24 protein-coding genes are annotated in these 21497 nt (G+C 40.0%); 8 read left to right on the forward strand and 16 right to left on the reverse strand.

Annotated elements, in window-relative coordinates; translation table 11 throughout:
* Positions 1–49: 49 nt before the first annotated feature.
* A complete protein-coding gene (locus H5162_RS14020) occupies positions 50–640 on the reverse strand; it encodes a YjaG family protein (RefSeq protein WP_145235087.1) in 591 nt (196 codons plus the stop codon).
* Positions 633–989: a DUF2007 domain-containing protein gene (locus H5162_RS14025; RefSeq protein WP_145235085.1), complete on the reverse strand. Its 357-nt coding sequence runs from the start codon at positions 987–989 to the stop codon at positions 633–635. Before H5162_RS14025 ends, H5162_RS14020 begins: the two co-directional genes overlap by 8 nt.
* 76 nt (positions 990–1065) lie before the next feature.
* On the opposite strand from H5162_RS14025, the gene H5162_RS14030 reads away from it, so the two are divergent.
* The 4 genes from H5162_RS14030 to H5162_RS14045 all read left to right on the forward strand — a co-directional run bounded on the left by H5162_RS14030 (position 1066) and on the right by H5162_RS14045 (position 4794).
* A complete protein-coding gene (locus tag H5162_RS14030) occupies positions 1066–1473 on the forward strand; it encodes a DUF2721 domain-containing protein (protein WP_145235083.1) in 408 nt (135 codons plus the stop codon).
* Positions 1474–1523: 50 nt separating this feature from the next.
* On the forward strand, positions 1524–3047 hold the full coding sequence (locus H5162_RS14035; protein ID WP_145235080.1) for a DUF3369 domain-containing protein: 1524 nt from the start codon (positions 1524–1526) through the stop codon (positions 3045–3047).
* Positions 3048–3167: 120 nt separating this feature from the next.
* Positions 3168–4055 carry a LysR family transcriptional regulator gene (locus H5162_RS14040; RefSeq protein WP_182731749.1) on the forward strand — a complete coding sequence of 296 codons (888 nt, stop codon included), beginning with the start codon at positions 3168–3170 and terminating at the stop codon, positions 4053–4055.
* A gap of 118 nt (positions 4056–4173) precedes the next feature.
* Positions 4174–4794, forward strand: coding sequence for a 2OG-Fe(II) oxygenase (locus tag H5162_RS14045; RefSeq protein ID WP_182735363.1), 621 nt, complete (start codon positions 4174–4176; stop codon positions 4792–4794).
* A 2-nt stretch (positions 4795–4796) separates the two neighbouring features.
* Here H5162_RS14045 and ubiA read toward each other — a convergent pair whose 3' ends face one another.
* Positions 4797–5675 (reverse strand): 4-hydroxybenzoate octaprenyltransferase, encoded by an 879-nt coding sequence (ubiA, locus tag H5162_RS14050; RefSeq protein WP_182778806.1) that lies wholly within the window; start codon positions 5673–5675, stop codon positions 4797–4799.
* Complete coding sequence (locus tag H5162_RS14055) at positions 5672–6217, reverse strand: chorismate lyase (RefSeq protein WP_182731748.1); 546 nt, start codon at positions 6215–6217, stop codon at positions 5672–5674. Before H5162_RS14055 ends, ubiA begins: the two co-directional genes overlap by 4 nt.
* A 154-nt stretch (positions 6218–6371) precedes the next feature.
* On the opposite strand from H5162_RS14055, the gene H5162_RS14060 reads away from it, so the two are divergent.
* Positions 6372–6779: a flagellar basal body-associated protein FliL gene (locus H5162_RS14060; protein WP_145235070.1), complete on the forward strand. Its 408-nt coding sequence runs from the start codon at positions 6372–6374 to the stop codon at positions 6777–6779.
* A gap of 21 nt (positions 6780–6800) precedes the next feature.
* Here H5162_RS14060 and glpG read toward each other — a convergent pair whose 3' ends face one another.
* The 6 genes from glpG to H5162_RS14090 all read right to left on the reverse strand — a co-directional run bounded on the left by glpG (position 6801) and on the right by H5162_RS14090 (position 12043).
* Positions 6801–7622 carry a rhomboid family intramembrane serine protease GlpG gene (gene glpG, locus H5162_RS14065; protein WP_149981423.1) on the reverse strand — a complete coding sequence of 274 codons (822 nt, stop codon included), beginning with the start codon at positions 7620–7622 and terminating at the stop codon, positions 6801–6803.
* Entirely contained in the window at positions 7619–7936 is a 318-nt protein-coding gene (gene glpE / locus H5162_RS14070) for a thiosulfate sulfurtransferase GlpE (protein WP_145235068.1), read from the reverse strand. Before glpE ends, glpG begins: the two co-directional genes overlap by 4 nt.
* A gap of 66 nt (positions 7937–8002) precedes the next feature.
* Positions 8003–9028 carry an L-threonine 3-dehydrogenase gene (gene tdh, locus H5162_RS14075; protein WP_182718390.1) on the reverse strand — a complete coding sequence of 342 codons (1026 nt, stop codon included), beginning with the start codon at positions 9026–9028 and terminating at the stop codon, positions 8003–8005.
* A gap of 54 nt (positions 9029–9082) precedes the next feature.
* The gene (locus H5162_RS14080) at positions 9083–10279 is read right to left on the reverse strand and encodes a glycine C-acetyltransferase (RefSeq protein ID WP_145235063.1); all 1197 of its coding nucleotides are present in this window, start codon (positions 10277–10279) and stop codon (positions 9083–9085) included.
* Between the two features lie 154 nt (positions 10280–10433).
* Positions 10434–10988 carry a D-glycero-beta-D-manno-heptose 1,7-bisphosphate 7-phosphatase gene (gmhB, locus tag H5162_RS14085; protein WP_182778807.1) on the reverse strand — a complete coding sequence of 185 codons (555 nt, stop codon included), beginning with the start codon at positions 10986–10988 and terminating at the stop codon, positions 10434–10436.
* Positions 10985–12043 carry a glycosyltransferase family 9 protein gene (locus H5162_RS14090; protein ID WP_182778808.1) on the reverse strand — a complete coding sequence of 353 codons (1059 nt, stop codon included), beginning with the start codon at positions 12041–12043 and terminating at the stop codon, positions 10985–10987. The genes gmhB and H5162_RS14090 overlap by 4 nt, the downstream gene beginning before the upstream one ends.
* A gap of 128 nt (positions 12044–12171) precedes the next feature.
* On the opposite strand from H5162_RS14090, the gene H5162_RS14095 reads away from it, so the two are divergent.
* Positions 12172–12894, forward strand: a complete 723-nt coding sequence (locus tag H5162_RS14095) for a 3-deoxy-D-manno-octulosonic acid kinase (protein ID WP_145235056.1) — start codon at positions 12172–12174, stop codon at positions 12892–12894.
* 3 nt (positions 12895–12897) lie between these two features.
* Here the strand turns inward: H5162_RS14095 and hldE are convergent, their stop codons facing one another.
* Genes hldE through H5162_RS14110 form a run of 3 tightly spaced genes read right to left on the reverse strand, consistent with a single transcriptional unit; the run spans position 12898 to position 16415 of the window.
* Positions 12898–14337: a bifunctional D-glycero-beta-D-manno-heptose-7-phosphate kinase/D-glycero-beta-D-manno-heptose 1-phosphate adenylyltransferase HldE gene (gene hldE, locus H5162_RS14100; RefSeq protein WP_145235054.1), complete on the reverse strand. Its 1440-nt coding sequence runs from the start codon at positions 14335–14337 to the stop codon at positions 12898–12900.
* The gene (locus H5162_RS14105) at positions 14337–14927 is read right to left on the reverse strand and encodes an SIS domain-containing protein (protein ID WP_182778809.1); all 591 of its coding nucleotides are present in this window, start codon (positions 14925–14927) and stop codon (positions 14337–14339) included. The genes hldE and H5162_RS14105 overlap by 1 nt, the downstream gene beginning before the upstream one ends.
* Before the next feature lie 33 nt (positions 14928–14960).
* Positions 14961–16415, reverse strand: a complete 1455-nt coding sequence (locus tag H5162_RS14110; RefSeq protein WP_182778810.1) for a capsule assembly Wzi family protein — start codon at positions 16413–16415, stop codon at positions 14961–14963.
* A 153-nt stretch (positions 16416–16568) separates the two neighbouring features.
* Here H5162_RS14110 and waaA point away from each other — a divergent pair, with 153 nt between their 5' ends.
* On the forward strand, positions 16569–17867 hold the full coding sequence (waaA, locus tag H5162_RS14115) for a lipid IV(A) 3-deoxy-D-manno-octulosonic acid transferase (protein ID WP_182778811.1): 1299 nt from the start codon (positions 16569–16571) through the stop codon (positions 17865–17867).
* Positions 17860–18423 (forward strand): DUF1415 domain-containing protein, encoded by a 564-nt coding sequence (locus H5162_RS14120; RefSeq protein ID WP_145235046.1) that lies wholly within the window; start codon positions 17860–17862, stop codon positions 18421–18423. Before waaA ends, H5162_RS14120 begins: the two co-directional genes overlap by 8 nt.
* A 27-nt stretch (positions 18424–18450) precedes the next feature.
* Here the strand turns inward: H5162_RS14120 and H5162_RS14125 are convergent, their stop codons facing one another.
* Genes H5162_RS14125 through H5162_RS14135 form a run of 3 tightly spaced genes read right to left on the reverse strand, consistent with a single transcriptional unit; the run spans position 18451 to position 21433 of the window.
* Positions 18451–18786, reverse strand: a complete 336-nt coding sequence (locus tag H5162_RS14125; RefSeq protein ID WP_145235043.1) for a YdbL family protein — start codon at positions 18784–18786, stop codon at positions 18451–18453.
* 9 nt (positions 18787–18795) lie between these two features.
* Positions 18796–18978 carry a YnbE family lipoprotein gene (locus H5162_RS14130; protein ID WP_182778812.1) on the reverse strand — a complete coding sequence of 61 codons (183 nt, stop codon included), beginning with the start codon at positions 18976–18978 and terminating at the stop codon, positions 18796–18798.
* Positions 18971–21433 carry a YdbH domain-containing protein gene (locus H5162_RS14135; protein WP_182778814.1) on the reverse strand — a complete coding sequence of 821 codons (2463 nt, stop codon included), beginning with the start codon at positions 21431–21433 and terminating at the stop codon, positions 18971–18973. Before H5162_RS14135 ends, H5162_RS14130 begins: the two co-directional genes overlap by 8 nt.
* Positions 21434–21497 lie beyond the last annotated feature (64 nt).

The following is a 21497-nucleotide window of genomic DNA, read 5'->3' on the forward strand; positions in this document are numbered from 1 at the left end:
GGCACTTTTAAATTCTTAAAATAAATCTCTTAATCAGAGTTTTGGTTACTTAAAGTGTAATACCAATGTTTGTTTGTCCATCAGCGATAGCATGTTGCTTTAACGCTTTCACATTTTCAGCTGTTACTCTGCCCATCTGCTCAACAAAATCAATTAACTCGCCTAACACTTCAATTTCGTATTGCATTAACGGATGTTCACGTACCGCTGTATTATCAGCCAGCTCACCTTCAACCGTTAATTGATATTCAATAAAACGCGCAACAGTCGCCTGAGAGATTTTACTAATGCTGATAAATTCTTGCTCATCTTTGGCAATTAAACCATGCATTAAACCTAATAAGGCAGTGGCGGCATCTATAGCAGGATAAGTACCGAACATATCAAAATCAGCGAGTTCTGGAACATTAGGCTCTATTTTCTCAATTTGCTTTTCAAGGCTTATTTTACTTTTCGGCAGTAAGATTTTTTCCCAACACAAATTAAGTGCACTGCGTAAAATAGCTTCGTCACCAAATCCTGTTGCTTCACTAAATAAACCATAATTAGGTAGCATGCGTTCAATTAATGCTGCTGCCAGTACCGCTTGCTGCAAATAGTTAAGCTCTCTTATACGCTGAAAATTATTCGCTTTAGTCATTATTTGGTGTCCTACAAGACCAACAAATTTCAAATGTTGGCCCATTATGCTCATTACAGTTGGGGCATACCCAATCAGGAGCGGATTGTTGTACTTGAGTGTAGTTTACCAATATTTGCCGCGCCTGGCGCTCTTTAATCACAAAAACCTGCACTCTCACTTGAGTTTGATCTAAAGGTATTTCGCCAGCAGCTCCTTGCAAGGACTCACCAAGTAACTGGCACTCAATATTGCTGTTGAGTAATAACCCTTTGACAATGTTTGCCTCTACCGCATTTGCAGCGCAATAGATTGTTAACCATTGAAATGGTGTTTGCTCTGTATTGTTGTTATTTATTCTATTTTGCAATGACAACCTCTTTTACTTTGCGATTAAATTACCCTAAGCTACTCTAAACGAAGTAATTGTTATATAGGAAATAATCATGACCCTCACAACACCTGGACTGCTGTTCCCTGCAATCTCTTTGTTGTTATTAGCATATACCAACCGGTTTTTAGTGCTAGCACAATTAATTCGTGAACTTAACGCCCGCGAAGGAGAGACTATTCGACCATTAGTCGTTGCGCAAATAACTAACTTGAGAAAACGCATTAGACTCATTAGAACCATGCAAGTCTATGGCGTTGCATCTTTTTTAATGTGTACACTTTCAATGTTTGCATTATTTATCGAGTTTAAAACCACTGGCGTAATTTTATTTGGTATTAGCCTAGCCTGCCTTGCTCTATCGTTGTTAACCTCTTTATATGAAATACATATTTCATGTGACGCAATTGAAATTGAACTTAAAAACATTGAAAAAAAACCACTGAGCAACAAGGCAGACTAAAAAACAAGCACTATACTATTTAGGTGAATGATAAAACTAAAGGTGTAAATGTGAACGACTTTTTATTTTCAGAAAATGCCATTGAAGAGTCAGAAACTCAGTCACCACAGGCGTTTTGGAATATTCTCGTGGTCGATGATGAAGATGATATTCACCAAGTCACTAAGCTTGTGTTATCAGGATTTACTTTTGAAGATAAAGCCTTATGTTTGCACCATGCTTACTCAGCGCAAGCCGCAAAAGAATTATTACAACAAGATCTCGATTTTTCGGTTGGCCTAATTGATGTAGTCATGGAAACTAGCCATGCGGGTTTAGACCTAATAAAATTTATCCGTGATGATATCAATAACCACGACATCCGCCTTATTCTTCGAACAGGTCAACCTGGCGAAGCCCCTGAAGAAGCTGTGATACGTGAATACGACATTAACGATTACAAAAATAAAACTGAGCTGACGGCAATAAAAATGAAAACATTATTGTATTCAGCTCTGCGTTCACATCGTGATATTCAAATTATTGAGCGTCATAGAAAAGGTCTTGAAAAAATAATCAACGCTTCTAGCTCATTTTTAAAATGTGATAGTGTCCATGAATTTGCATCAACAATTTTATCCCATGTAACTAATGTTATGGGCTTAGATGACACTGAAATTTATTGTGCAGCAGCTGTTAACCAACAAACATCTCCTGCCACTGATTTTAAGCTACTGGCAGCCTCTGGTGTTGAGCCTGAACCTAATGCCAATATGATCCCCGAAGATGTAAAGCAATTATTTGTTGAGGCACACAATCGCAAATCATCCCAAAAAACCATGCATGACTACATTGGCTATTTTCCAACTCAGGCAGGCCTCGAAACAATGCTGTATGTACGTAAAGGCTCGTTATTAGGAACCACCGATTATCAACTTTTGGAGTTTTTTGCCAACAATATTGCTCTGGCTTACGATAACCTGAAATTACGCGAAATGATGAAGGATTCGCAAAAAGAGCTATCGTATATCCTCGGTGAAGCCGTTGAAAAACGTTCAAAAGAAACCGGTTCACATGTTAAAAGAGTTGCGCACTATAGTGAACTGTTAGGTAAGTTATATGGCTTAAATAACTTTGAGTGTGAAGTGATAAAACTCGCCTCACCCTTACACGATATTGGAAAAATAAGTATTCCAGATCATATTCTCAATAAACCCGGTAAGCTGGATGATCAAGAGTGGGCGATTATGCAAACTCACGCCGAAGTTGGTTATGATATTCTGAAGAGTTCGAATAATGAAATCTTAAAGTGTGGTTCAATCATTGCGTATACACATCATGAAAAATGGGACGGCTCTGGCTACCCAAATCAACTTGCAGGTAAAGATATTCATATTGTTGGCCGTATTACAGCTCTAGCGGATGTTTTTGATGCCCTTGGCAGTGATCGTTGCTACAAAAAAGCTTGGCCACTTGAAGAGGTGCTCGATTTGCTCAAGGAGCAGAGTGGCAAACAGTTTGAACCTAAACTTGTGGACATATTTCTTAACAATTTAGCACTTTTTTTGGAGATAAAAGAGCGTTACCCTAACTGATAGTTGTAAAAATTATGTGAAATACACTTTTCAAATTGGGTACAATGGATTACTATCCATTAAATTAATATCAATTATGTTCGCCAGTAGTGCGGCTTACTTATACAAAGGACTATAAAAGTGAGATTTGAACAATTAGAGCAATTTGTTGCTTTAGGTCAGCTACGACATTTTCGCCAAGCGGCCGAAACAACCAAAATTAGCACCTCAGCATTGACTCGCAGCATTCAAACCTTAGAGGACGAAGTTGGCTATGAATTAGTTAAACGCTCGACCCGCTCAGTGAAACTAACAACTGAAGGTGAGCTGTTTTTAGAGTACGCACAAGACACTTTAAGCAAGCTCGAAGAAACTAAGAAGCGTTTATTCCAATCAATTAATGGCTGCGCCAATGAGAAATTGGTAATTGGCTATACCAATCATGCAAGTGCAATAGTGCCTATTTCATGTGGCCAATTTCTAGCACAATACCCTCATGTAAAAATTGAAATGCAACTACAAGAACAAAGTGAGTTGGTGCGTAAGCTACAGTTAGGTGAAATTGATATTAGCGTTTGTTCGCAAGCAGTTAATAGTATTGGCAATGACATACACTTACCTGATCAACTTATTTTATTCGTTGCAAAAAGTCATCCTCTTGCGAATAAGAACAATCTTTGCAAACAAGATTTAAACGATTACCCTATGTATAGTTGTTTTTCACAATCAAAACAAATTCAAGCTATGCTGAATGAGGCTGTCGATAGTTTGAACAAGAGCAGCAGTATAAAAGTTGGCAGTATTGAGCAAGTAATGGACGGGTTGTGTAAATCAAACCATATTGCAATTAGCAGTATTGAACATGCAAGTTCGGTCGCAGAGAATAATAACCTGCTCCAGTTAAAAACCAATAAGAACTTAGCTCATGAGCAATTGATTGTACAAACCAGCCAGCAAGTTACTGCTGACGACCCAATAAACCAGCTCCTGTCATTAATAGAAAAGACAGCGTTATCAATTAATTCTTAAGTAACAGCATGAAAACCAAGCCTAAAGCAGAACTCTGGCTTGGTTTCTAAATCTTCAGTAGTACCTTTGCATCATTTTAAGCTAAACTACGCGCCTTCCCTGCTATATAGTACAATTAATGAGCCTTAACCTGATCCCTGGACGTTATTTAACTGACATAGAAACTCATGGCTACGCCGTGATCGAAAATATGTTTGATGAAACACTGACTAACGCGTTGATAGAAGATTGTTATCGTATCAACCCCAATTTTAAATCAGCAGGAATTGGCCGTCAGCAGGATTTACAAATAGACAAGAGTATACGCACCGACAAGACCTTTTGGTTTGATGGTAGTAGCCAAGCTCAAATTGATTATCAAAATGCGCTAGAAGATATTAGAGTAAACTTGAATCGTTATTTCTTTTTGGGTTTATTTGATTATGAGTGTCACTATGCGAAATACCAGCATGGCGACTTTTATAAAAAGCATTACGACGCATTTAAAGGGCGATCGAACCGTGTATTTACTACTGTATTTTACTTAAATACAGTGCAATCTGGTGGTGAGTTAGTGATTTACAAACCTAAAAGTAAAGACGTTGAAATCACTATTCAGCCTAAAGCTGGTACGTTCGTGATGTTTGAAAGCGAACGCTTTATGCATGAAGTACTGCCGACAATTGATAATCGCTATTCAGTTGCGGGTTGGTTTAGGAAAAACACTTCAATCAGTGGCGTCATTGATCCACCTCGCTAACACTATAGATTAAATGGCAAGGACGCCACTAAGCCAATAAAAACGACCATACCGACATAATGGTTATTTAAAAAAGCTTTAAAACAATGCTCTCTATTACGACTATGAATTAGAAATTGTTGGTAAACCAAAAAGCCACATGCCACACATAGACCAAGCCAATACGGCATTGCTAATTGACTCGTATAACCAATTAAAGCCAACAAACCTATAAATACACCATTTAGCGCAAAAATAATGATTCGATCGGCACTACCAAACAATATTGCTGTAGACTTTACGCCAATTTTCAAATCATCATCTCTGTCTACCATGGCATACATAGTATCGTATGCCGTAGTCCACGCAATATTAGCGATAAATAACAACCAGCCAAGCACTGGGATAGTACCTGTTGCAGCCATAAAAGCCATCGGAATAGCCCAACCAAAAGCTGCACCTAGCACTATTTGCGGTAAATTAGTGTAACGTTTCATAAATGGGTAGCTAAATGCCAATAGCAATGCCCCGACTGACAATAATATGGTTTGCCAACTGAGTAACAACACCAGTATGAAAGCAATTATGATAAGCAACAAAAATAAGCTTAATGCTTCGCCACTACTCACCAAGCCAGAAGCTAAGGGTCTTTGTGCTGTGCGTTTTACCGCGCCGTCAATTTTACGATCTGCGTAATCATTAATAACACAACCTGCGCTGCGCATAACAAATACACCAAAGCTAAATACCACAAAATTAAGTAGGCTTGGCATACCACCACTTGCAAGCCACAATGCCCAATATGTAGGCCACAATAGCAATAAAGTACCGATAGGCTTATCGGTGCGCATTAACTGCTTATAATACGGTATATGAGCAATGTGCAAGGCGGCAAATTTCATAGATATAGATAAGCCTCTGGTAAAAATATTTCAGCTACTAAAAAACGGCTTTGCGCCAACGAAAAAATACTGCGACGCCCCCACAAGGGTTTTACAACTACAGAGTATTGGCTAACAAGTTGCTGTACTGGGTGCTGACAATCAAAACGCGCTATTTCAATTTCGGTACGTTTTAAGTCCGGATGTTGAAAAATAACATCACCTAAAGGCCGATTACCCAGTGCCAATAATTGCTGTTGTTGCATATCATCGGTGGCAGGCAGCCAGCTTTGTGCGTATACCATAGGGATGCCATCACAAAGCAACAAAACCTCACGATTAATACCAATACGTTGTGAACAATCTAATAATTGTTGTTGTGAAATACTCAATTCAAACTCTTTCTCACTAAGCACTTTTACAGAGAATTCACCACACTGTGTTTTTAATTTAGCCGTCAGTGAGTTGGGCTCAAGTAGCCAGTCTTGCTCGTTACAAGACAAAGAATTGATTGATGTACCTAACTGCCAATCCGCAGTTACAGAAACAGGAAATGTGATCACGATAACTCTATTTAATAATAACCCTTTAAATGATACCACTGCCCGCGTCGGGGAAAAAGTGATGATTAATGAATATAATAGCTGCATCAGCCTGTATCTTAGCCATTATTACGTATAGACTAATAACAATTAATTACAGGGCTCTCTACTGAATATGAAAAAAACGCTTTACGCTGGCATATTAATTAGCACTTTCTTTATTAGCTTGTTTAGCAGCTTTGCAAGCAAAGCTGAATCAACTGTGGGCTACTTTGGTTTCGAACCCGATATCATTACCAACTATATTGGTCAGAGTAATAAAAAGTTAGGTTATGTGCGTATTACTGTAGATTTAATGCTCAGTGATATGTCAAACATTGCTATTGTTGAGCATCACACCCCGTTACTTAGAGATGCATTGGTAGAAATTTTATCAAAAGAGCCTGAAGAAAAAATTAAATCACTCACCGGCCGTGAAGAGATCAGAAAGCGTTGTGCCGAAAAACTCAAAACCCTGTTAAAACAAGAAACAGGGCAAGAGATCATTCGCGAAGTATTATTTACTAAATATTTATATCACTAAGTACTTATATAACTGAGTATCTTAAGCTGTTTTTTTAGTAAACAATTGAGCGGTAAACGCGTAAGCCATACCGCTTAATAGCCCACCTAAGTGCGCCCAGTTAGCCATACTTACAAACAACATGTCAGCAAAGCCTAGTACCAGCCAAATCAGCATAAAACCAATAATACCATTAGTTACTAAAGCCGGTTGTTGCGGGTTCAATGCCCGATGGATCCAACAAAACCCAAGTAAACCATAAACAACGCCACTTAAGCCGCCAAAGTTAGGGCCAACCATAATAAACTCAGCCCAATTACTAAATAGCGCGGTCACTAAAAAAAGACCTACTAAAGTACTTTTACCACTGAGCTTTTCAATACCATCGCCTAGCATGATCCACCACATAATATTAAACACTAAGTGCACAGCAGTAAAATGCACAATTGCAGGTGTAAGCCAAGTTAATGGTTGATCGGGTTTAAACTGTAATACGCTATAAATTGACTCAAAGCCACCGAGTAAGAAGGCAATGTAAATACCTACACATAATAAAGTGACCGTTTGGTTTAACCAGCTCAATGCTTTAAAGCGTGCTTTTAAATTTAATTCTTGGCCTTGATAGCTCAACGGTGACTGCGTACTTCCTACTTGCCAAGATGCCTCTTGATAACGGGCATGATTGGGGTTTTCTACAAACGCTTGCCATAATGGCTGAGCTTGATGGAAATGCTCTGGGGCAACACAAATAATTACCGTTTTTCCATCTTGCGATCGAAGCTCGCCCTGTAAGCCTTGGCTTTTTATATAATCAATAAAGCCTTGTGCTGCACGTGGATTATTTATACTACCCAGTTCGATCATCGTTCCACTTGCTCCGGCAATTGGGTTTCCCACTGGGTAAAACCACCATCCATACTGTATACATCTTCAAAGCCTTGCTCAGCTAAGTAGCTGGCTGCGCCTTGTGAGCTCATACCATGATAACAAACAATAATAATTGGCTGATCAAACTCTTTGTTCATCATAAATTCGCCAATATTGGCATTTGATAAATGCTCTGAACCCGGAATATGCCCTGCTTGATACGAATTAGGATCGCGAATATCAGCAATCACGACATCATCTTTATTAAGTAGTGCTTGAGTTTCGGTAATTGAAATATGCTTAAATGCCATAGTACTCTCTTATAATTACAAAAAAGGCGACAAATGCCGCCTTTAATTCTCTTAACAAGTGGATAATTAATCCCAGTTAAGAATTACTTTCCCCGATTGGCCTGAAATCATCATATCAAAGCCAGCTTGGAAGTCATCTATTGAATATTGATGAGTGATGATTGGGTTTAGATCGAGCCCTGACTGAATAAGACTGGCCATTTTGTACCAGGTCTCAAACATTTCACGGCCATAAATCCCTTTGATCACTAAGCCTTTAAAAATCACTTGGTTCCAATCAACCGCCATATCAGATGGTGGAATACCTAGCATGGCAATTTTACCACCGTGATTCATGTTATTTAACATGCTATTAAATGCAACCGGTACGCCTGACATTTCTAGACCAATATCAAAGCCTTCTGTCATACCAAGCTCTTTAATAATATCTTCAAGCTTTTCATTAGCCACATTAACTGCACGCGTTGCGCCCATTTTACGCGCAAGGTCTAATCGGTATTCATTGACATCGGTGATCACTACATGACGTGCGCCAACATGTTTTGCAACTGCAGCAGCCATAATACCAATTGGGCCTGCACCTGTGATCAAGACATCTTCACCCACTAAATCGAATGACAGTGCTGTGTGTACTGCATTACCGAATGGGTCAAAAATAGAAGCTAACTCATCACTGATATTGTCTGGAATTTTAAATGCATTAAACGCTGGGATCACTAAATACTCGGCAAAAGCCCCCTCGCGGTTAACACCTACACCAGTGGTGTTACGGCATAAATGAACACGCCCAGCGCGACAGTTACGACAATGGCCACAGGTAATATGCCCTTCGCCCGATACTCGGTCACCAACACTAAAACCGCGAACTTCTTGACCCATATCAACCACTTCACCGACATATTCATGACCTACTACCATAGGCGTAGGAATGGTGTTTTGCGCCCACTCATCCCACTTATAAATATGTACGTCAGTACCACAAATAGCGGTTTTACGAATTTTGATTAATAAATCGTTATGCCCAACTTCAGGTTTTGGCGCATCCGTCATCCAAATACCTGGTTCTGCTTTTAATTTAGATAATGCTTTCATGAATCACACTCAATAAAAAAACCGCTGCGAAGGCAACGGTTTAAAATAAATTAATTAGATAATGCCCATTTCTTTACCAATACGGGTAAAGGCGTCAATTGCGGTATCTAATTGCTCAATGCTGTGCGCAGCAGAAATTTGTGTTCGAATACGCGCTTGGCCTTTTGGCACCACTGGAAATGAAAAACCAGTGACGTAAATGCCTTCAGCTAATAACTTATCAGCCATTGCAGACGCAACTTTAGCATCACCTAACATTACTGGAATAATCGCGTGATCTTTACCCGCACAGGTAAATCCAGCCGCTTCCATTTGCTCACGGAAGTATTTAGCGTTTGACCATAACTTAGCACGCAATTCACTGCCATTTTCGAGCATTTCTAATACTTTGATTGATGCTGTAACGATTGAAGGCGCTAATGAGTTTGAGAATAAATATGGGCGAGAGCGCTGGCGTAACCATTCAACTATTTCTTTTTTACCTGATGTATAACCACCCGATGCACCGCCAAGCGCCTTACCTAAAGTGCCGGTAATAATATCAACACGGTCTAGCACGTTGCAGTACTCAGGTGTGCCTTTGCCGTTTTCACCGACAAAGCCAACGGCATGAGAGTCATCAACCATAACAAGTGCATTGTATTTATCAGCAAGGTCACAGACCGCTTCAAGATTACAAATAACCCCATCCATTGAGAACACACCATCGGTGGCGATTAATTTTGTTTTTGCACCCGCTTCATCGGCAGCAATCAATTGCTTTTCAAGATCTGCCATATCATTATTTGCATAACGGAAGCGCTTTGCTTTACATAAACGAACGCCATCAATGATAGAAGCATGATTTAACGAATCAGAGATAATCGCATCATCAGCGCCTAAAATTGTTTCAAATAAACCGGTATTGGCATCAAAACATGATGAATATAAAATCGTGTCTTCAGTTTCTAAAAATTCACTGATCTTCTTCTCTAATGTTTTATGAATGTCTTGTGTACCACAAATAAACCGTACTGACGCAACACCAAAGCCATGGTCATTTAAGCCGTTTTGTGCAGCCTGGATCAGCTCAGGGCTATTCGCTAAACCTAAGTAATTATTTGCACAGAAGTTAATAACTTTATCACCAGAAGCAACTTGAATTTGTGCTTGCTGCTGCGAAGTAATAATACGCTCATTTTTATATAAGCCTTCGGCTTTTACATCTTCAATTTGCTGCTGAAGCTGAGTAAAAAACGCAGATGCTCTCATCTGTAATCTCCAAATTATTGAACGGGGTGAGCGTACTTAAGTTAACACGGCTCATCTTTGTGGCTATTGTAAAAGTTTAGTCAAACAAATGCACTGTTTGTAGTTCATCGCAGAAATAAGGAACTGACAACTTATGCTGCCAGTTTACATTGAGCTATAGCAGTATTGAGGGTAAGTCTGCTAACGAATCACAAACATGATCTGCCGAGTCGATGGCTACCGCATCAAACTCCTGCCCGGATCGTACAAGCACCCGAGTGCCAATAACCGCTTTACTTGCCGCTTGCATGTCGCTTAGTTTGTCTCCAACCATAATGCTGCCAGCTGGATTGATATGATGATCAGCGATGCCTTGCAGTAACATGCCCGGAGCTGGTTTACGACAATCACACTCTTTGAGGTATTCGGGTAATGCTTTTTTCGGGTGGTGTGGGCAAAAGTAAACATCTGTCACCTTTACTTGATGCGCAGCAAATTGGGCTATCATCCACTGTGTTAGAGCGTGAAAATCCGCCTCTGAATAGTAACCACGGCCAATACCAGATTGATTAGTCACTATGATCAGTTTATAGCCTGCATCAGCAAACGCCTTACATGTAGTAAATACGCCTGGCACAAATTCAAATTTATCCGACTCATAAACATAACCATGATCGATATTAACCACGCCATCACGGTCTAAAAATAAGGCTTTATTGATATTGCTCATAATTGCTCTTTCTCAACCACAAGGTCAAACATCAAAGCTACTTCATCAACACTTATTTGGCTCATTAGATCACTGCCTTTAACCCGTGTCCCCCAAGGTAATTGCTCAGCGGTTTTACCAGTTTGCTTGAGTAAGTTTTGGTGATACACCTCAACCACGTAATTTTGATATAAATAGGGTCCAGTGCGTTTCGGGTTTGAGTGGGCATATAAACCAATAACGGGAGTGCCTACGGTGACGGCCATATGAGCAGGGCCTGTATCAGGTGCTAATACCAATGCAGCTCGTTTAAGTACGCAAAGCAACTCTTTGAGTTTGGTTTTACCCACTAAATTAAGGATTGGCGTTGTAGTGGCTGCAATAATGTCATCACTGAGCGTCACTTCAAGCTCTGTCGGGCCACCCGTAATCACCACATGAAACCCTTGCTTGTAGGCATGTTCTGCAAGCTTAGCATAGCGTTCAGCCAGCCAATTGCGTTCTTTTTTACTGGCAGCTGGAGAAATCACAAAAATTCGCCCCTCTAATCGCTCCGTACCAAGTAATTCATCAGCATTACTTTGATCATGTTCGCTGACTGGCATTTGCCAGTTTGGTTGATAATCAGGTACACCTATCGCCTGCGCAAAGCCTTTAAAGCCTTCTAACACATGAGCCTGCTGCTGTGGTGCAATGCGCTGGTTAATAAACAAGCTATGCAATTCTTTTGAGCGCGCCCAATCAAAACCAATTTTAACTTTTGCAGGAATACAACGCGCCACTAAGTTAGCTCGAAGTGCCACTTGCATATGCAGCAACACATCAAACTTACGCCCTTTAAATTGTTGTTTTAATTGCTGATAGGCTGCTTTGCCTTGTTTTTTATCAAACACCACCAGCTCAACACCGGGTAAATCAGCTAGTAACATGGCTTCAATTTTGCCGACCACCCAGGTAACTTTTGCATTGGGGTGCGCTTTTTGAATTGCCTGCACTGCAGATACGCCATGGCAAACATCACCAATTGCTGAGAGTCTTAAAATACAAATATCTGAATAGGTGGTTAAGTCAGTCACAGGTGTCCTTTGCTTTATGCTGGATAATTATCATGATCTTAAATTAACCACCCACTATTGCAAGCACTTATGCTCGGCTTTAAAACAGGTTAAGATAGCACTATCACCTGCAATAAAATAAGTACGCCATGTTTAACCAGCAAACCATCAATGAACACATTATTTTAAGCCATCCTGAGCATAGTGCCGAAATTAGCTTAAATTGGTTTGATAATGAATATTGGCAGCAGCAAGGAAAAATTGTCGGCGCCAAAAAAGGTCGCGCAACTGCATGGTTTTTCTGCCATAACGGGCTAACAGCAGTGCTCAGGCATTATTGGCGTGGCGGTTTAGTGGGTAAAGTGCTAAGTGATCAATATGTGTTTTTTGGACTGGAAAAAACCCGTGTTTACCAAGAGTTTTCATTAATGATGAAACTGTGCGAATTAGGTCTAAATGTACCAAAGCCGATTGCAGCTAAAATATCGCAAGCTGGCTTAATTTACCGTGGCGATATAATTACTCAAGCTGTTGCAGGCGCACAAAGTGTGCTTGATATATTAAAACAACGTCCCTTTAGCGCACAAGAGTTAATTAAAGTAGCACACACGATTGCGGATTTTCATAATCATGGGGTGTATCACGCTGATTTGAATATTAACAACATTCTATTTGATGAAACGGGCGAGATATACATTATTGACTTTGACCGCGGTGAACTAAAACTCCCCGCCAGTAATTGGCAACAAGCTAATATGACCCGCCTTGCTCGTTCGTTTCATAAAGAGCAAGGCCGAAATAAAGTAATGCATTGGCAAACTACAGACTGGCAGCAGTTACACACAGCATACCAGTCCACTCTTAAAATATAGCCGTTAAGCCTTTATTTTACTGATCACTTTTGACGTAGAGCAGCCATTTAAAAACTCAAGTACTTCAACTTTTCCGCCATGGCGAAGTACATGATCAGCGCCTGCAATTTGTTCAACAGTGTAATCTCCACCCTTTACTAAGATATCAGGACTGATCAGCTCAATTAATTTAGCGGGTGTATCGTTTTCTTCAACTGCACCAAATGGAATTACCCAATCAACTGATGCCAAAGCGCTCAGCACCATAGCACGCTCATCAAGCGGGTTAATAGGGCGCTCAGGACCTTTTAAACGCGTTATTGATTCATCATTATTTAAACCGACGACTAGACGATCTCCACGTGCTTTGGCTTGTGCTAAGTAACGCACATGCCCCGCATGTAAAATGTCAAAACAACCATTGGTGAACACGATAGTTTCACCATTTTGCTTTGCAAACTCAATATGCTGAAGCACATCATCAAATGGGGTTTGATAATGCTCGCCGGTTTTTTGTAAGTATTGACCTAACTTACGACTTAACTCTTCAGGCGATACCGTAGCTGCCCCTAATTTACTCACTGCAATTCCAGCCGCAAGGTTAGCAATTTCCACAGCATCTTTAGGCTGCATTCCTGCACCTAACATCACCGCCAGAGTTGCAATAACAGTATCACCAGCGCCAGTAACATCACTGACTTCAAGCTGTTGCGCTGCAAAATCGTGTTTTTCATCGGCACTAATAAGTGACATACCTTGCTCTGAGCGAGTCAATAGCATGGCCGCGATCCCTGCATTGCTGATCAGTGCTCGAGCACTGTCTGCTAAATGCTGTTCCGAATCTGTTTTACCACCGGCAAGCTTGAATTCATTCAAGTTAGGAGTAATAAAATCAGCACCGCGATATAAGTTTAAGTCTGAGGATTTAGGATCAATTAGAACTGTTTTTCCAGCACCTTTAGCAAGTTTTATCATTTGCTGGATCAAGCTTAATGAGCCTTTGTTATAATCTGAGAACAAGACAAAGTCGTACTCATCTAATACTAATTCCAGACGGTTTAAAAGTAGTTGACTGTGTTGCTCAGTAAACATCTCTTCTAAGTCAAGTCTAACGACTTGTTGATGACGGCTAATCACACGCATTTTTGAAATAGTTGGCAAATCACAAACACTGACTAATTGTGAATCTATACGTTCATCAGCAAGAATTCGCTCTAATATTTGGCCGCTTTCATCTTCACCAATTAAACCCAACAAGCCAACTTTACCATCTAAACGGGCAATATTTTTTGCCACGTTTGCGGCGCCACCGGCTTTATCTTCAAATTTACTTACTTTAACTATAGGCACAGGTGCTTCTGGCGATATGCGCCCTGAATCACCATGCCAATAACGGTCAAGCATCACATCCCCAACCACTAATATTTTAGCGTTAGACAGTTTTTTTAATAACGCTAAATCCATTAACTCTGCCTCGCTACAACCATATCAATGGCTTCACATAACCAATGACCAATAAACATATGTGCTTCTTGAATACGTGCGGTTTCGTCATCTTTAATAATAATGGATAATTTAGCGATATCTTTTACTTTACCGCCATCGCGGCCTGTAAATGCAACTGTATAAGCACCTATTTCATTTGCAGCAGCTAACGCTAAATTAATATTAGCGCTAGTACCAGAGGTAGTTAAACCAATCACTAAATCCTCAGGCTTACATAACGCAAGAACTTGACGCTCAAAAACTGTGTCAAAGTGATAGTCATTACTATGCGCAGTTAAGATGGAAGTGTCGGTTGTTAGCGCCATAGATGCTAATGGGCCACGTTCTAATTTGTAGCGTACGACGAACTCTGCTGCTAAATGCTGAGCATCTGCTGCGCTGCCACCATTACCAAACCAAACTACTTTTCCACCAGCTTGCAAAGTACTGTGGCAAACTTCAAGCAATTGCATTACTTGAGGGTGATATGTTTCCATCGTTTCAAACAATACTTGGTGACGGGTTAAACTTTCAAGGTAGCTGCTCGCTACAGAATCAATATTAGACATGGGTAATCCTCTCAAAATTAGTCTGACTAGCTACTACCAAAAAAGTGCCACTGACAACCACGTATAGTTATCACCAAATACATCTTCGCCGTAAGTTAAAGTTGTTTCAATATTATATTCTTGCCACTTTCGGTTGTTACTAATTTGTAATTCAATGCCTTGCTCGTAATGCGCACTCTCATTACCATAATCATTAATATAGCCGCTTTCATTATCAATTAAAGTAAATTTTGCACGCCAAAATGAACCTGTGGTGGCAGCATAAGCGGCTTCTATACTATGAATGTTCGACGGCACACCATCACCGAAATAACGCTGATCGGCAGCATAATGCCCTACTACATAACCATCATTAGTATTACCAAACGTCGGGTATATGTAATTCTTATACCAAAGACTATGCATGTTAGTATATTCATAGCGAAGTGATAAACCATTAGTTAATTGAGGTAAAAATACCCCATAGCTATATACAATATTACCAAATTGGTAGTTTTGGTGCTCTTTAGTATCTTCACCACCATACTCAAAATAAAGCTCTGTTGGTATTCCCCAATTAAAGTTCACAACACTTGTTATTGAAGCAAACTGGTCGCCAAGCTCATTATCAGGACCTCCAGCAAGTTCGCTATTATCATTTCCAGCCGGATCAAAAAATGCTTTAACTACATCGCTAAAGCCAACATCGCGAGGCCCACCACCAAATTGCATCATACGATTAATGCCGATTTTCCAACCCTCTACAGGCTCTAAACTAATATGTGTGCCAGCTAAACGAGGTGTGCCATCATGTAATTCATTTTGATATAATATGCCTTTTTCAACATGCTCAAGCTCAGAATAGTAAAGCTCAAAATCAAAGTTCCACCAATTATGAGCTGGTGCCACCATCCCTAATGAAATAGATGGCGAGGTACGGGCATTAGTAGAAACAATCTGAGCTGATTGTTTGAACGGCGAAAACCAATGCTCTTTGTAACCAATATTTAACTGCAAGTCATCGCCAGCAAAGCTGACAAAACTATTATAATTAATAAATTTATTTTGCTTCGCGCGATAATCGACACCTACTTGCATCAAGGTATAGTCATTAGGACGCCAAATACCCTCAAAGAATACTTGCCCCCACTCATCAGAGCTCAAACCACGTTGATTGGCAAGTTTGGTTGCATTGCTGCCATCAGCACGCACCTTAACACCTACTCGAGTAATATTATCGCTGCCTTGATAAGGCTTAATTTTAGCACGTATTTCCGCGACTAAACTTGGCTGTGCATTTTGCAATTTAGTAAGTGCCGCTTCAACTTCCTTTAGGCGATAAGGCTTTGTCATCGGTGTGCCTGACGTCAATGCAAATAACGTATCGAGTTGATGATCAAGCTGTGCATCGATGCCAATTGGTAAGTAAGCAGTTGGTGTTGCAAGTGAAGGCAATGCGCAACTCATAAAACTGGTTAATACCACGGCTTTTATCAATTTGAATTTCATAACGACTATATTTTTCATTAAGGGACGCAAATATTACCAAATTAGCCGTAACTAAACACCCAAAACTCTCTATTCTAACGCTTTTTAACAATTTCGCATTTTGCTTAAAGTGTATCCGCGTTATCATTAGTGTTTATAATTCGAGGCTGAAAAATGGCACGCTTTTTTTATTCACTGATTCTTTATTTGCTAAGTCCTCTCATAACCTTTTATTTATATATACTTAGAGGTAAAAAGAACGCAGGTTATCGCGCGCACTTTGCGGAACGATTTGGCTTCATTACAGTAAAAAACACCTCACAAGAAAGCACAGTATTAAAAGATGATCTAATTGTGATCCATTGCGCTTCAGTTGGTGAAGTACTTGCTGCAACACCTTTGCTTAAAGAGCTACAATACCAGCAGCCAAGTAACTCATTTATGATAACCTGTAACACCCCTACAGGCCGTGAACAAATACATAATAATTTTAAAGACTCGGTACAGTGCGCCTATTTACCTATTGATTACCCTTGTGCTACAGCGCGCTTTTTAAAGCGTGTTAAACCCACGTTAATGTGTATTTTAGAAACCGAACTTTGGCCTAATCTTATGGCGCAGTGCAAACAACAGAATATTCCTGTACTGGTACTCAATGCGCGGCTTTCAGCAAAATCACAACAGGGTTATCAAAAAGTAGCGCCATTAACTAAGGTTATAATGCAATCAATTACCGCTTTAGCTAGTCATAATCATGAAGACGCTAAACGCTTTATTGAGCTTGGCCTCAATGAGCAAAAAGTGCATATTACTGGCTCAATTAAATTTGATATAAAGCCAACTAGCGAGCAGTTAGACAAAGTCGATACCCTAAAAAGCCAATACAATAATCAGCGTTTTATCTGGGTTGCCGGTTCCACGCACCCTAGTGAGCATGAGCTAGTATTAGCTGCTCATCAGCAGCTGCTAAAACAGATTCCAGATGCACTGCTAGTTATTGCGCCGCGCCACCCAGAACAATTTGATAAGGTCGCAACATTACTTGAAGATTCACCATTGAGCTTTAGCCGTCGCAGTAAAAATAACTATCAAAGCGAACAAGTACTCCTTGCTGATACTTTAGGTGAATTGCAATGTTTATATGGTATGGCCAACATCAATTATATTGGCGGCAGTTTAATTGCACGTGGCGGGCATAACCCTCTCGAGTCAGCGGCATTTTCTGTCGGTGTTTTAACAGGCCCGCATACCTATAATTTCAACCATGTTTACCCTGAACTGATTGCATCAGGTGGGTGTATACAAGTAAGCGATACAAAGAAGTTAGCGGAGCAACTATACGAGCTTCATCAGCAACCAGCGTTTTGCCAGCAGCTAGGTCTACAGGCAGCACAATGTGTTGCTAGCAACCAAGGCGCCATCGCGAAAACGATCACCATCATTAATAAATTTTTAGAGCCACACAATGACTGAACAAACAAAATTAACCTTACCAGAACAACAAACCCGCTTATGGGTAGCTAATGTCATTGTTAAATATAACTTTTGCCCCTTTGCCCGTAAAGAAGTTGAAAATAATTGCATTCATTATCAAACTAGCCAAGCAACCAGCATTGATGATGCTGTGATGGAGATGATCGAACAATGTATTGAACTTGATCAACAACCGACTCGAGAGACTACATTATTGATGTTTGAACAAGGCTTTACTGACTTTGAGGAATTTTTAGATTTAGTGGATTTAGCCAATGCGCTATTAGTTGCCCAAGGCTTTGAAGGTAAATATCAAATAGCCAACTTTCATCCTGACTATGTGTTTGCCGATAGTGATGACAATGATGCAGCAAATTACACTAACCGCGCGCCTTTTCCTACCTTACATCTAATTCGTGAGGCTAGTATGAGTGCAGCACTTGATGATTATAATGAACCTGAATCAATTCCAGATCACAACATCAATTTAGCTCGCCGAAAAGGCATCGACTTTTGGCAACAATTACTTGCTGGATGCAAAAAGCCGAGCGCTTAGTCACTCAGCTTTTAGCAAAAAGGAATGTTACTTTTTAACCCATTCTCCGTTCACTTCAACAAAGTGACCCGATTGGGTTTTCTCAATCGTTTTAGCAGCTGCCAGCGCTTCTACTTGAGAAAGCGACAAGTTGTTCTTTTTAGCGAGCTTTAAATATTGTGCTTTACGTTTTGCATTAATTTCATCAACCACCGCTTTTGCCTCTGCATTTTGCACCACAAGCCCTAAATAACCAGAGCTGTCCTCACCCACTAGCCCTTGATTTTTTGCATCATCTAACGAAATGGCCCAAGCCGAAAACGACAAACACACCGCACTTAATAAAGTGACAATGCTTAGTTTTTTATTTTTCACTATATTCATACTTGCTCCTTAAAATAATTCGCTGTCATCACTAAATAAATTGTCGAGTTCTTTATCAACTTTTACGCGGATTTCATGATCGACCTTAACATTTAAGTTAATTGTAATAGGTTCCTTGGCGGCCACCTCAAAACGATGCGTACATGCACTGAGTAATCCCAATGCGGTTAATATTACTAACCATTTAGTCATTATTACTTCCTTTTGTTGAATACTCTTGTTCAACCTTTTGCGTAATTTCATCACTTAAGCGCAGTGCTCGTAATAGCGTAAACACATTTTCTTCATGATTGTAGTTAAAATTAACTTGCTGTGCTTGCTGTTGATTATACCCTTGCAAATTAACGCCTAAGGTCATCCAGCCGTCAGGTTTTAAGTTAACACTACTTTTAATACTCTGAATATCTAAATTTTCAAGCAAGCCAAGTATAGGCCCTAACTCTTGTTGTTGAGCCTTTACCGAATTAAAAGCTGCATTATCAGTGATAAGTAATTTAGCAGCACCTTGATTAACAAGCTGCCCACCTTTAACCTCAATACCCGCTTTTGTGAAATAAACAGGCAAGTGTCCAGCTACATTTCCAGTTAAGCTAATACCCGATTTAGCATCAAGGGTAATGACCTTGCTAGCATCTATATTGTCAAATGTAACTAATGCTTGTTGCGGCTCTTCTGTAAGGCGATATTTATCCAGCAAAAAATGCCCTCCCATAACCTTCCCTGTAAGCTCCGTAACAGCAAGTTCATTTGCCCGTACTTGCCAAAACCCTGTTAGCTGCTTCACCACAGCACCAGCTCGTAATTCATTTAGTTCAAATGTAGAAGGCACAACATTAAGCTGCCCTGAATCATAACGACCTATAAATTGAGTATTAAAATGCTTAGCAAGGTAATCTGTGTATAAACCACTTACACCGACTACCTGTAAAGAGAGATCGGCCTGTTGCAGATTAATATCACCAGCAATACGGCCACTGACTTTACCATCTGTTAAGGTTGCAAGCGGCACAAATTGATCAAGCAGTGGGTTAAGCTTAGTAACTAACTGCTCTGAAATTATCACCTCAAATGGATGAGCTGTGCTTGTTATATTATGCATTGCCACAAGCTCTATCCCTTCTACATATATATGATGAGATGCTTGCAAGGCACGACTTTGTAAACCTGTTGAGCTTATGCGAATGTCGTTAAGTCGTAACTCTTCGGTTTGTAGCTTGGCTAACTTTGTTTCACTGGTTAAATCAAAAAACAATTCCCCTGCTGACAAACTTCCTGCAGCAGTTAGCTGATTCGTCAGCTGAGATAGTTTAATACTCCTCATATTAACAGTATCAATCTGACTCGATAAGCTAGCGGTTAAGTATTGATTACTTTGTAGCTTCGCCTTAAAAGTTGCTTGGTAATTATCAATGCCAATATCATGCACTTTTAATTGCCCCAGCGCTAATTGTGCTGACAATTCGAGAGCAGGCTGTGCAGCCAATATGCTATTTATTGAAAAATGCCCTTGTGCACTAATATGCTGCGCATCAACATCGATAAAATCAGGCAGCGTAGCCACTTTTAACTGATAGTTACCATCAATATCACTGCTAACAACACTCGCGGCTATATCTAATAATGCAATATCATCACTCGAAAACGACAACGCGAATTGTGCCAATAGGGTTTCTAAAGGATTCTTTATATCAACCGCTAACTGTTTAACATTCATTAGCAGTTGTGATCCTGCCTGCAATGTTAGCTGATCTAATGTCAATTGAGTGTCTTGCACAATGATCTTACTAGGTAAAACTAATCGCCAATTTAACGGTATTTGCCGAGTAACAAATTGCTGCTGTGCATCATCATCGATAACACCACCCAAACTTTGTAAACACTCATTTTTGCCATTGAGTGTTGTTGCTAATTGCTGAGCATCTAGGGTTAATGTTTTTGAATTTAAGTTATAGTGACTACTGACTTTGCCACTACTTTTAATTGTCATCGAGCAGGTATTAATGGCGTAAGTGAAATCAGCACCTAGCTGAGTGTCTATATCGAGTGCAATACCATCAAAAACGAACCTATGTTGGCTAGTTAAATTAAGTCCTGCAATCGAGTTTACAGTCGCAGCCTTAAATGTAGAAAGTAGTCGCTCATCAAGCTCAATATTTCCTGCCAGCTTGGTATTTTTAACGTCAACCTCAGCTTTTACATCACCAGTAACAACAAACTCATTTAACATCGGCTCATTTATGCTGATAATAAGTGGCTTTTTTAATTGAGACTGAGTGATCACTAAACGTTTTAGGTGTAACAACGGGCGAGCTTGCGGTAGCGCCAAAGCAAGCTTTTTAGCCACACTAGGCTCAGTCGAAGAATCATGGTTTACCAGTATTAAATTTGCACGGTTAACCGTGATGTTTTGAGTATTGGCCGTAATATCAGCTAATTCAAGCAACTGCCCTTGATAGCCAATACATGCTCGCTGTACATGGAGATCCAGATTGGTTGTTAACGACCAATCCAAACAATGCAGTTCAACTCCAGCTTGATGCAGTGGAGGAGCAACAAAATGCAAGGTGATCGGCATGCGAAAAATATAGCCAAGTGAAAGTACACTTAGCACTAGAATTAATAACCCCCAACCTACACGCTTAAACATATTATCCTTAAAATACCTTTGACCTTTGACCTTTGACCTTTGACCTTTGACCTTTGACCTTTGA

Source organism: Pseudoalteromonas sp. SR41-8, assembly GCF_014163915.1.
In the GTDB taxonomy this organism is placed as follows: Bacteria; Pseudomonadota; Gammaproteobacteria; order Enterobacterales; family Alteromonadaceae; genus Pseudoalteromonas; species Pseudoalteromonas rhizosphaerae.